The organism is Skermania sp. ID1734, from assembly GCF_007489285.1.
Classification (GTDB): Bacteria; Actinomycetota; Actinomycetes; order Mycobacteriales; family Mycobacteriaceae; genus ID1734.
This window is the reverse complement of the sequence record NZ_VLIY01000010.1, coordinates 203677-214586: the sequence shown is the minus strand read 5'-3', so window position 1 is coordinate 214586 and position 10910 is coordinate 203677. Positions and strand designations below refer to the sequence as shown.

Genomic DNA, 10910 nt, shown 5'->3' with positions numbered 1-10910 from the left:
TCGCGGAGTTTACGGACCTCCGCCTTCAACGCCTTGATCTCGGCCTGCGCGTCGGTGCTCACTCCGGGGCGGGATCCGGCGTTGACGTCGGCCTGGACCAGCCATCGCCGGATGGTTTCCTTGCCCAGGCCGAGCTTGTTGCCGATGGCTTGACACATAGCGGTGTCGTTCGGGTAGTCCTGACGATGATCAGCGATCAACCGCAAGGCGCGTTCCTTCACGGCGGGGTCGATTATTTTGCCCATAACTGCATCCTCCTGCACTCAAACAGGAGCGGCAGAAAACCCGTGACGGTTCAGGTTCTGTATCTGGGTTTTGGGGCATTGTTCGCGGCCGCAGTGGCACAGCAGGTGGGATTCGCCGTGGAGCAGGGCCATGAGCGCGTCGGCGCGTAGCTCTTTGACGGGGCGGGGGTCGGCGGCGCAGACGGTGGCGGCGAGTTCGCTGATCAGCTGGTCGGCTTCGGCGCCTTCCAGGTCGGTCAGGCAGGCGGTGAGCCAGGTCATGCCGTTGGTGCCGCGGCGGGTGTAGGCGGTGCGGTCGCTGCGGTGTTTGGCTGCGCGTACGGTGTGGGCTTCGTCGGGGTCGTGGCGCATCCAGATCCGCCAGATCGCCGAGCGGAGTGGTTGCGGGGACAGGTGTGCGGCGGCGGCGAGGACGTCGGCTTCGATCGCGGCGACGGTGGCGGCGTTGGCGTCGGCCAGGACGGTGGCGATGACGCGGACCGTCGCGTAGTCGAGGTCGCCGGCGGCGAAGGCGTCGCGGGTCAACTCCAGGCGGGCCAGTTGTTGATCCACGCTGACCAGGGTGTCGGCGCTGGACTGGGCGATACCGAGGGCAACGGCGATCTCGGCGACCGCGGACTGGGCGGCGATCAGCCCGTCTCCGCCGGTGTCGGCGGCGATACCGAGGCGGTGTTCCCACACGCCGGTGGCCGCGCGCATCAGCCGGTAGGCGGCCCGGTTGGCCTCGACCCGGTGTTCTTCGAGGCAGGCCAGGGCGGCGTCGACGCGGTCGAACGCGTCGGGCGGCACCTCCAACAATTCCTCGAACATGTGTTCTATACTACCCGAAATGTCCGACTCGCGCCATAGTAAGTCGAGCAGATTGGGTACAGAGATCGCCGGCGCTGGCTGCCCTTATGAGGTCGCACCTGGCGCACTGCGTAACGCCCGTCGCGCCGCTGAAGAAACCCTTGTGAGGGGTCAACGGACAGTCAAGTCGGGGGGAGTCGGACATGCGCGAACTGTCGAAATGTCTTGAGATGGCGGCGCGTCGACGCCATCGCGACCGCATCGTGCAACGACTGGGCACCACGGCCCTAGGTGTCGTCGCGCTAGTTTCAGTCGCCACGCTGACGGCCTCCGCCGATCCGTTCCCGACCACTGCCCCGCCGGTTCCGACGCCGGTAAACCTGAACGACTACTGCGCGAATCCTGGCGCGATCGGCCGCTTGTCCAACGGTCGGACCGTCTACTGCACACGCGTGCGGGGCACCGATGCGTATGTCTGGTCATACACCCGCAACCTGTTGCCGAGGGACCCGCACGCGCGGCCCTACGCATGCGACCGCGACGTCTGCCGCTTGCCTGACGGATCGGTCGCGCCGAACTACATGCGGTGCGGCATCCTTTGTGGAGAACCGCCCACCAGCGGTGACGTCCAGAGCGGGCTGAGCGCCTGCTTCAACTCCGGCGTCGCATTCGAAGAATGCGAGCGGCGGACCCACTAACGCACATCCGTCAACCACCGGTTGACGCCCGCCCACCGTCAACCTATCGTTGACGCATGGACGACAAGACCCAAGTCACCAACCCAGTCCGCCTCGACGACCTCATCAACGCGATCAAGAAGGTCCACACCGACGCCCTCGACCAACTCACCGATGCCGTAATCGCCGCGGAGCACCTCGGAGAGGTCGCCGACCACCTGATCGGCCACTTCGTCGACCAGGCCCGCCGCTCGGGCGCGTCCTGGACTGAGATCGGAGCGAGCATGGGCGTCTCGAAACAAGCCGCGCAGAAGCGCTTCGTCGGCAAGGGCCCCGCCGAACCGGGCGATCTCGATCCGCAGCAGGGCTTCAGCCGATTCACCACACGGGCACGCAACGTCGTGATCGGCGCCCAGAACGCCGCGCATGAGGCCGGCAACGCGGAGATCGGCACCGCACATCTCGTGGTCGGTTTGTTCGACGACCCCGAGGCCATCGCAACCAAACTCGTTGCCGCCAAGACGGATATCGACGCAGTCAGAGAAGCGGCCAAGGCTCAGTTCGGCGCGCGAGTCGACAGCCCGCCCGCGCTCGTGCCCTTCGACGCCAACGCGCGCAAGGCGTTGGAACTGACGTTTCGCCAAGCGCTGCGCATGGGCCACAACTACATTGGGACCGAGCACATCCTGCTCGCCCTGCTCGAACAGGAGAACGGCACCGGCCTCTTGTCGGACCGCGGGCTCGACGGCGCACAACTCGAAGCCGAGATCGCGCAAGTATTGGCTTCGCTGACCAAAGGGGCCTAAATGGCGGTGGACGGGTTCTGCGATCCAGCTTTCACCCGCGTCCGAGACATCTTCGAGGCCAGCTTCGCCGACGGCCTGAACACCGGTGCGGCCGTTGCCGCGTCAGTCGATGGACGCGTCGTCGTCGATCTGTGGGGCGGGATCGCCGATCCCCGGACCGGACGCGCGTGGGAACGAGATACGCCCTGTCCCTGCTTTTCCTGCACCAAGGCCGTCACCACGACGGCGGCCCTGTTGGTCATGGACTCCCACGGCCTCTCCCTCGATCAGCCGGTCACATCGTGGTGGCCCGAATATGGCGCCAACGGCAAGCAAGACACTACGACCGAGGACCTCTTCACGCACCGCGCCGGACTACCGGCGTTCGACCGTCCGATAAGTGCTGCGGAGGCGGCTGATCCGGCGGCCATGGCCGACCAACTCGCCGGTCAGAAGCCGGAATGGGAACCGGGCGCCAAACACGGATATCACGCCTTGACGTTCGGGTGGCTCGTCGGCGAGATCGTTCGCCGTCATACCGGCACGGGCGTAGGCGAATTCGTCCGCCGCCACATCGGCGCCGACCTGGCAATCGGAGCCACACCGGACGAGATCAACCGAGCAGCACGACTCGCACTGACTCCGGCCGACAGGTCAGCATGGTCGGGATCGCCGACCATCGAACCGTCCGTCATCCGGGCGCTCGCGAACGCGTATCAGGACCCGACCTCCCTGCTGATGCGAAGTTCGGGAAATCCGGTGGCCGCCTACAACCGGCCGGAAGTTCTTGCCGGCGGCTGGCCGGCGGCGGGGCTGGTCACGACCGCGCGGGCGCTCGCTGACTTCTATGACCGCCTCCTGCGAGGGGAGATCCTTCCGGACGCCGTCCTCCGCGACGCAATTCGAGAACGTGTTCGCGGCGCTGACGAAACCCTGTTCCTGGAAAGCGCGTTCGGCCTCGGTTACATGCTGCCGTGCCAGAACTGCGAGGTGCCCGAACCGGCCCGGCGCGGGGCATTCGGCCACCCGGGCGCCGGTGGTTCCGAGGGGCTTGCCGACGTCGAGAACCGGGTGGCGTTCGCCTTCATCCCGAACCTGCGTCAAGAAGCTTTGGCCGGTGACCGCCGCGCGTACAGCCTGCTCGAGGCGGTCTACGAGGCCCTGTAACCAGTAGCCTTGCTCCATGCGACTGCGCTGGCCGATCACCCTGGCAATGGCGGTGTGCGTCGCCCTCGGCAGCGCCGGCGCCGCGCATGGGCAGAGCGCGGGCCAGTTGCTTTCCGCAACTGCCGTCACAGCCTTCGTCGATCCCGTTGCCCGCGTGTCATTCCCGGCGGGTGCGACACGAATCACATACAGCAGCACCGATATTCGTGGACACCGTACCATCGGAACGGCGACCGTCCTCGTGCCTCGCAACCAATCACGCCGCCCGATGGTCGTGTTCGCCCCTGGCACGCAAGGTGAATCGCCGCGCTGCACCGCGTCGAATGAGCTCGAAAGCGGGGACTTCTACGAGGGATTCGCGGTACTGAACCTGCTGCAGCGGGGCTGGACGGTGGTTGTTCCGGACTATCCGCAAGCGTCATATCTGATGCGCATTCCGGAGGCACATGCCGTGCTCGACGCCGCGAGCGCGGCGCAGCGCCTAGTCGGGGACGGACCGGTGGCACTCGGCGGTTACTCCCAGGGTGGCCAGGCGGTGGCTGCCGCGGCCGAACTGGCGCCCAGTTACGCACCCCAGCTCAACATTGTCGGCGTCTACGCCGGCGCGGTGCAGGCGGACCTCACCTACGGCTCCGGAGACGACAGCGTCTTCGGCGCCGAAACCGGTTATCTCCTCGACGCTCTCGGCGCGAACTACCCTCAGCTGGAGAAACCCATCGACACGATGCTGAACCCGGCCGGCCGCGCCATGCTCGTGCAGTCGCGCAACCAGTGCGAACTCGACACCCTCACCGAGCCCAGCTCGACCGACCAGTACACCGTCGACGGCCGAAGCATCGCAGCACATTTGGTGCAGCAGCCCTTCCATTCGGTGCTCGTCGAACAGCGGCTCGGCACCGTGGCGCCCCGTACGCCGGTGCTGATCGTGCAGGGCACCAACGACGACTCGGTTGCGGCGCAGCAGGCCCGTCAGCTGGCTCACGACTGGTGCGGACGCGGCGCCAACGTGAGCTACACGGAGCTCGACATCCCACCGGCACTCCCGGGCTCGGGCATCGGCCATGCGGCAGCCGCGCTGCCTGCCGATCAGCTCGGCGCCGACTTCCTCGCCCAGCGCTTCGCGCAAGCGCCCGAACCGACCGGTTGTGCGCAGATTCGCTGAGGTGTGATTGCATGCCTTGGTGAGCAAGATTCGCCTCACCAGCGGCGACGTTGAGAAGATCGACGCCGCACACGTCTGGCACCCTTACGGCGCGTTCCCGCCGAGTACCGCTGTGTTGCAGGTTGATTCGGCCGAGGGAGTCCGCCTGCACCTCGCCGACGGGCGAGTCCTCATCGACGGCATGAGCTCCTGGTGGGCGGCCGTGCACGGCTACCGGCACCCAGTGCTCGACGCCGCCGTCACCGACCAACTCGGTCGAATGAGCCACGTGATGTTCGGTGGACTGACCCATGAGCCCGCTGCCCGGTTGGCGCAGCTCCTTGTCGAGATCACCCCGTCCCCTCTCACCAAGGTCTTCTTCAGCGACTCCGGCTCGGTGTCGGTGGAGGTGGCCGTGAAGATGTGCCTGCAGTACTGGCGCGCCCAGAACCGCCCGGCCAAACACCGCCTGCTCACCTGGCGCGGCGGCTACCACGGCGACACCTTCACTGCCATGAGCGTCTGCGACCCCGAGGGTGGCATGCACGCGTTGTGGACCGACATCCTGGCCGAACAGGTTTTCATCCCGAGACCTCCGGCCGAATTCACTGCCGACTACGTCGCCGAAATCGAACGTGCCGTCGCCACCCATGCCGACGAAGTTGCCGCGGTCATCGTGGAGCCGGTCGTGCAGGGTGCCGGCGGCATGCGCTTTCACGATCCTCGGTATCTGAACGAGCTGCGGCGCATCTGCGACGAGAATGAGGTGCTGCTCGTCTTCGATGAAATCGCCACCGGTTTCGGCCGAACGGGCGAGTTGTTCGCCGCCGATCATGCCGGCGTGTCGCCGGACGTCATGTGCGTGGGCAAGGCCTTGACCGGCGGCTATCTCACGCTCGCGGCGACGCTGTGCACCGACGAGATCGCCGGGGTGATCAGCGCCGGCCACGGCGGGTTGATGCACGGGCCGACCTTCATGGGCAACCCGCTGGCGTGTTCCGTGGCGGTGGCATCCATCGAGCTGCTGTTGTCGCGGGACTGGCGCGGGGAGGTGGCCGCGATCGCCGTCCAACTTGAAGAAGGTCTTGCGCCCGCACGCGAGGTGGCGGGCGTCGCCGATGTTCGAGTGCGCGGCGCCATCGGCGTCATCGAACTCGACAACGACGTCGACATGCGCGCGGCGACCGAGGCGGCCGTCGCTAACGGCGTGTGGCTGCGGCCGTTCCGGAATCTGATCTACACGATGCCGCCGTTCATCAGCACCCCCGACGAGGTCGCCGCCATCTGTCGAGCGATGGTCGCCGCAGCCAGCTCTTGAACGCTGTTCAAGTTCGCCGTAGACTGCCACCCGTGACTTCGGACGCCCTCAGCTGGCTCGACGATCGCGAACGCGAGCGTCGCGCCTCCGGCCTGCGCCGGGAACTGCGCCCACGCACTGCTGGAGCACAGCTCATCGACTTGGCGTCCAACGACTATCTGGGCTTGGTTCGCCACCCCGACGTCATCGACGGCGCGATCACCGCGTTGCGGCGGTGGGGTGGTGGGTCGACGGGATCTCGCCTGGTCACCGGCTCCACGACCGAGCACGCGCTGCTCGAAACCGAACTCGCCGAGTTCGTCGGTGCAGAGGCCGGCCTGGTGTTCGCGAGCGGATACGCCGCGAATCTCGGTGTAGTGACCGCGCTGTCGGGCAAGGGCTCGCTGATCGTGTCCGATGCGGGCAGCCATGCCTCGCTGGTCGACGCCTGCCGGCTGTCTCGGGCGCGCGTCGTGGTCGCTCCGCACTCGGACCTGCAGTTCCTCGATCAAACCCTCGGGGCTCGCACGGAGCAGCGAGCACTGGTGGTCACCGACTCGGTGTTCAGCGCCGACGGCGACCTCGCGCCGCTGCGCCAGATGCACGCGTTGTGTCGCAAGCACGGCGCCGTGCTGGTGGTCGACGAGGCGCACGGCATCGGCGTGCGTGGTACGGGCGGGCGCGGCCTCGTGCACGAGCTCGGATTGGCCGGCGCGCCAGACATCGTCGTCACGGCAACATTGTCCAAGTCGCTGGCCAGTCAGGGCGGCGCGGTACTCGGCAGCGCCAAAGTGATTGCCCACCTGATCGATTCGGCGCGCACGTTCATCTTCGACACCGGACTCGCGCCGGCGGCCGTCGGTGCCGCGCGCGGGGCGCTGCAGGTGCTGCGGCGCGAACCCGAGCGGGCCGCGATGGTGCTCGACCGGGCCGCCGCCCTGGCCCGGATGTCTGGCATTGATGCGATCCCGGAATCCGCGGTCGTGTCGGTCATCCTGGGCGATCCGCAGCGCGCGTTCGACGCGGCGCTGCGCTGTCGCGAACTCGGTGTCCACGTCGGCTGCTTCCGGCCGCCGTCGGTTCCGGAAGGCACGTCGCGGCTGCGCCTGACCGCGCGGGCGACGCTGAGCGCGGCGGAACTCGCCGTGATCTCCGACGTGCTCGGGACCGTACTGGCGCCCGCGGCCACATGAGCATCCTGCTGGTTACCGGCACTTCCACCGACGTCGGCAAAACGATAGTGACCGCGGCACTGGCGGCGGTAGCGTCGCGCGCCGGCAGCGTCGCGGTATGTAAGCCCGCGCAAACCGGCGTCGCACCCGACGAATCAGGCGATCTCACTGTGGTGCAACGACTTTCGGGCATCGACAACACACTGGAACTCGCGCGCTATCCGGAACCGCTGGCGCCAGACACGGCCGCGCGACGCTGCGGCCAGTCCTTGCTGGAACTGGCCGACGTGGCCGCCGCGGTGCGCTCGCTCGACGCGGACCTCACCATCGTCGAGGGCGCCGGCGGCGTGCTGGTCGGGCTGGGGGAGCGCGGTTGGACGCTGCTGGATCTCGCCGCCGAGTTGGCTGCGCCCATGCTGCTCGTCGCCGCCGCCGGCCTGGGGACGCTCAACCACAGTGCGCTCACCGTCGGGGCCATGACCGCCGCAGGAGTGCAATGCGCCGGTCTGGTGATCGGCGCCTGGCCGCGCGACCCGGATCTGGCGTCACTGTGCAACCTCGACGACCTCCCGCGCGTCACCGGCGTTGACGTGGTCGGGAAGGTGCCCGAGGGCAGCGGGTCGCTTGCCCGGCAAGACTTCGTGCAGGCGGCGCCCGGATGGTTCGACGGCTGCTGGACGCGCCGGTACCTCGGGCAGCCCTAAAGCCCTGCGCGACCCCGGTCATTCTTGGAAGAATCGCCTATGTGAGCGATTTCGACGTATTGGTGATGGGCTCGGGGCCCGGTGGACAGCGTGCGGCTATCGCGGCCGCGAAGCTGGGCCGCAAGGTCGCGGTGGTGGAGCGACGCGACATGATCGGCGGCGTTTGCATCAACACCGGCACCATCCCGTCCAAGACCCTGCGTGAAGCCGTCATGTACCTGACCGGCATGAACCAGCGTGAAATGTACGGCAGCGCGTACCGGGTCAAGGAAGACATCACGCCGGAAGATCTCACGCAGCGCACCAGGCACGTCATGAGCCGGCAAATCGACGTCATCCGAAGTCAACTGTCGCGCAACCACATTCCGCTGCTCCCGGGAATCGGGCGGTTCGCCGATCCGCACACCGTGCACATCGATGACGGCAGCGATCAGGAACGCGTCGTGCACGCGAAGAAAATCATCATCGCCACCGGAACCAAGCCGGCGCGGCCGTCGTCGGTCGAGTTCGACGAGCGGACCATCATCGACTCCGACGGCATCCTGCAGTTGCAGGAACTCCCGCAATCGATGGTTGTCGTCGGCGCCGGCGTGATCGGCATCGAGTACGCGTCGATGTTCGCCGCGCTCGGCACCAAAGTGACAGTGATCGAGCGGCGCAACGAAATGCTCGAGTTTTGCGACCGCGAGGTGGTCGAAGCGCTGAAGTACCAGCTGCGAGACCTCGCGGTGACTTTCCGTTTCGGCGAATCGGTTTCCGCCGTGGAAAAGTACGAGCGCGGCGCGGTCACCATTCTCGAGTCGGGGAAGAAGATTCCCGCGGAGACCGTGTTGTATTCGGCTGGGCGGCAAGGTCTTACCGATCGACTCGATCTGGAAAAGGCCGGTCTGACCGCCGATAACCGCGGACGGATCAAGGTGGACGAGAACTTCTGCACCGAGGTCGACCACATCTACGCCGTCGGCGACGTCATCGGCTTCCCGGCGCTCGCGGCAACATCGATGGAGCAGGGACGCATTGCCGCCCACCACGCCTGTGGGGAGCCGGTGCACGACATCAGCAAGCTGCAGCCGATCGGCATCTACACGATTCCCGAGATCAGCTTCGTCGGCAAGACCGAAGACGAACTGACACAGGAGAAGACGCCGTTCGAAGTGGGGATTTCGCGCTACCGGGAGCTGGCCCGCGGGCAGATCGTTGGAGACTCCTATGGCGTGCTGAAGATTCTGGTCAATCCCGAGGACCGAAAGGTCTTGGGAGTGCACATCTTCGGCACGCAGGCCACCGAGCTGGTGCACATCGGCCAAGCCGTGATGGGCTGCGGGGGAACCGTCGACTACCTGGTCGACGCGGTGTTCAACTACCCGACCCTCGCCGAGGCGTACAAGGTGGCGGCACTGGACGCCACCAACAAGATTCGGCAACTGGCGGTACTCAGCGACTGACCCTGGGGTGGGAAACGCTCACCCCAGGAGCGCCTCGGTGCACCCTGAGATGGCTGTCCGCCGTGCCCCGTTCCGCGAAAGATCGTTCCTAACAGTCCAATACCGACCGTCAGGAGCTCCGATGCACCACCACGTTTCTCGCAGTGTCCGTTTCGCAGTCATGCTCGGTGCCGGCATCGCTGCCATCGGCATCCCGATGGCCGGTGCCGTCGGTGTGGCACACGCCGACAAGCCCTGCAAGATAAACTGTCACACGCCCAATCCGCGACCGCTGCCGCCCATCGTGGTCGACGGGCCCTCGTGCGGCGGAATCGGCCAACCGCTGTGCCCGATGCAGCCGCCACCGTTGCCCCCGGGCAAGTAGTCCGCCGCGCTATAGCACCTGTGCGCCATACATTTCGCCGAGCGGATCGGCGATCAACTCGATGCGGGCTCCGTCCGGGTCGCGGAAATACAGCGAGACCTCGCTGTGTTCGGCGAATTCGACGCCCGCGTCGATGAGCTTGGCGCGCAGGTGTTCCCAGCGCTGCGGCTCGATGCTGATGGCGATGTGGTGCAGTCCGCCGAGCACCTCCCGGTACGGCTCGAGATCGAGGCCCGGAAAGTCGAAGAACGCCAGCAGGTTTCGATTTCCGATGTCGAAGAAGAAGTGCGACGAGCCCGCATAGTCACGGTTCTCGATCAGCTCGGTGAGCGGAAACTCGAGCAGTCCTTGATAAAACTCGATCGTCCGCTCGACGTTGCCGCTGAGCAGTGCGGTGTGGTGCAAGCCCCGGGCCGAGGAGGCGGGACGAGTCTGCGGTGGTTGCAGGTAACGCTCGCGCAACAGGGCACGTTGAGCCTCGAACCGGGCCGCCTGATCCTGCACGATGCTCATATATCGAGGGTACGCCGGGTAGTTGCATTGTCAACTAGTCGCGCGGATCGCCCACCCGGGCCTGCACGCCATCGATCAGCAACTGGACCCCGAACTCGAACCGCCTTGTCGCATCATCGCTTTCGCTGCCGGCCTGCTGCTCGTCCTCGGTCTGGCCGAGTACGTAGTGCAGGAACGCGTGCGCCGCCAACTCGGCATCGTCGGCGGACAGGCCAGCCATGGAAACTGCGTCTGCGAAACGCTGGCGGGCCCGACCGGTGGTAAGCCGGGAGGCATAACTGGCGGAGACCAACTCGGCGCCGTCGCGCAGTGAGAGCAATGTGGATCGCAACCGTCGCGACAGTTCCAGCAGTTGGCCGGCCCAGTCGGCGGCCTGCAATGGCGCCTCGATGGGTTCGAGCAACCGATCCGCGATCGCGGCCAGCAGCGTCTGCTTGTTGGGGAAGTGCCAGTACAGCGCGCCGGGTTGCACGTTCAGCGAGGAAGCCAGGCGGCGCATGGTCAGGTCGGCGAGCCCGTATTCGTCGAGAATCGCCACGGCCGCATCCAGCACGTCGTTCCTGTGAAGCTGCACCGCTCTCCCGATGGTCTGTACAGATCGCTGTGAGCTA

12 protein-coding genes and 1 pseudogene are annotated in these 10910 nt (G+C 66.5%); 9 read left to right on the top strand and 4 right to left on the bottom strand.

Going from position 1 to position 10910, the window contains the following annotated elements; translation table 11 throughout:
- Both FOS14_RS14530 and FOS14_RS14525 read right to left on the bottom strand, forming a co-directional pair.
- Window positions 1-245, bottom strand: a pseudogene (locus FOS14_RS14530) (IS3 family transposase); the annotation flags it as partial.
- 18 nt (window positions 246-263) lie between these two features.
- Complete coding sequence (locus FOS14_RS14525; protein ID WP_143771518.1) at window positions 264-1055, bottom strand: DUF222 domain-containing protein; 792 nt, start codon at window positions 1053-1055, stop codon at window positions 264-266.
- A 182-nt stretch (window positions 1056-1237) separates the two neighbouring features.
- Here FOS14_RS14525 and FOS14_RS14520 point away from each other — a divergent pair, with 182 nt between their 5' ends.
- The 9 genes from FOS14_RS14520 (at window position 1238) to FOS14_RS14480 (ending at window position 9786) form a co-directional block, all read left to right on the top strand.
- Entirely contained in the window at window positions 1238-1732 is a 495-nt protein-coding gene (locus FOS14_RS14520; protein WP_143771517.1) for a hypothetical protein, read from the top strand.
- Between the two features lie 56 nt (window positions 1733-1788).
- Entirely contained in the window at window positions 1789-2517 is a 729-nt protein-coding gene (locus FOS14_RS14515; protein WP_143771516.1) for a Clp protease N-terminal domain-containing protein, read from the top strand.
- Window positions 2518-3663: a serine hydrolase domain-containing protein gene (locus tag FOS14_RS14510; RefSeq protein ID WP_143771515.1), complete on the top strand. Its 1146-nt coding sequence runs from the start codon at window positions 2518-2520 to the stop codon at window positions 3661-3663. It abuts the gene before it with no gap.
- A gap of 16 nt (window positions 3664-3679) precedes the next feature.
- Entirely contained in the window at window positions 3680-4825 is a 1146-nt protein-coding gene (locus tag FOS14_RS14505; RefSeq protein ID WP_143771514.1) for an alpha/beta fold hydrolase, read from the top strand.
- Between the two features lie 28 nt (window positions 4826-4853).
- Window positions 4854-6122, top strand: a complete 1269-nt coding sequence (locus FOS14_RS14500; protein WP_370512236.1) for an adenosylmethionine--8-amino-7-oxononanoate transaminase — start codon at window positions 4854-4856, stop codon at window positions 6120-6122.
- 32 nt (window positions 6123-6154) lie between these two features.
- Complete coding sequence (locus FOS14_RS14495; protein ID WP_143771512.1) at window positions 6155-7294, top strand: 8-amino-7-oxononanoate synthase; 1140 nt, start codon at window positions 6155-6157, stop codon at window positions 7292-7294.
- A complete protein-coding gene (gene bioD / locus FOS14_RS14490) occupies window positions 7291-7977 on the top strand; it encodes a dethiobiotin synthase (protein WP_143771511.1) in 687 nt (228 codons plus the stop codon). Before FOS14_RS14495 ends, bioD begins: the two co-directional genes overlap by 4 nt.
- 32 nt (window positions 7978-8009) lie before the next feature.
- Entirely contained in the window at window positions 8010-9422 is a 1413-nt protein-coding gene (gene sthA / locus FOS14_RS14485) for a Si-specific NAD(P)(+) transhydrogenase (RefSeq protein ID WP_221936719.1), read from the top strand.
- A gap of 121 nt (window positions 9423-9543) precedes the next feature.
- Window positions 9544-9786 carry a hypothetical protein gene (locus FOS14_RS14480; RefSeq protein WP_143771509.1) on the top strand — a complete coding sequence of 81 codons (243 nt, stop codon included), beginning with the start codon at window positions 9544-9546 and terminating at the stop codon, window positions 9784-9786.
- 9 nt (window positions 9787-9795) lie between these two features.
- On the opposite strand, the gene FOS14_RS14475 is transcribed toward FOS14_RS14480, so the two are convergent.
- Together FOS14_RS14475 and FOS14_RS14470 are read right to left on the bottom strand one after the other, a co-directional pair.
- Window positions 9796-10299: a VOC family protein gene (locus FOS14_RS14475; RefSeq protein ID WP_143771508.1), complete on the bottom strand. Its 504-nt coding sequence runs from the start codon at window positions 10297-10299 to the stop codon at window positions 9796-9798.
- A 34-nt stretch (window positions 10300-10333) separates the two neighbouring features.
- Window positions 10334-10873: a TetR family transcriptional regulator gene (locus FOS14_RS14470; protein WP_143771507.1), complete on the bottom strand. Its 540-nt coding sequence runs from the start codon at window positions 10871-10873 to the stop codon at window positions 10334-10336.
- Window positions 10874-10910: the final 37 nt, after the last annotated feature.

What these genes read in the sequence shown, in the direction of transcription:
- FOS14_RS14525 (WP_143771518.1), bottom strand. Translation starts at nt 1,055, where the DNA reads ATGTTCGAGGAATTGTTGGAGGTGCCGCCCGACGCGTTCGACCGCGTC.
- FOS14_RS14520 (WP_143771517.1), top strand. Translation starts at nt 1,238, where the DNA reads ATGCGCGAACTGTCGAAATGTCTTGAGATGGCGGCGCGTCGACGCCAT.
- FOS14_RS14515 (WP_143771516.1), top strand. Translation starts at nt 1,789, where the DNA reads ATGGACGACAAGACCCAAGTCACCAACCCAGTCCGCCTCGACGACCTC.
- FOS14_RS14510 (WP_143771515.1), top strand. Translation starts at nt 2,518, where the DNA reads ATGGCGGTGGACGGGTTCTGCGATCCAGCTTTCACCCGCGTCCGAGAC.
- FOS14_RS14505 (WP_143771514.1), top strand. Translation starts at nt 3,680, where the DNA reads ATGCGACTGCGCTGGCCGATCACCCTGGCAATGGCGGTGTGCGTCGCC.
- bioD (WP_143771511.1), top strand. Translation starts at nt 7,291, where the DNA reads ATGAGCATCCTGCTGGTTACCGGCACTTCCACCGACGTCGGCAAAACG.
- FOS14_RS14480 (WP_143771509.1), top strand. Translation starts at nt 9,544, where the DNA reads ATGCACCACCACGTTTCTCGCAGTGTCCGTTTCGCAGTCATGCTCGGT.
- FOS14_RS14475 (WP_143771508.1), bottom strand. Translation starts at nt 10,299, where the DNA reads ATGAGCATCGTGCAGGATCAGGCGGCCCGGTTCGAGGCTCAACGTGCC.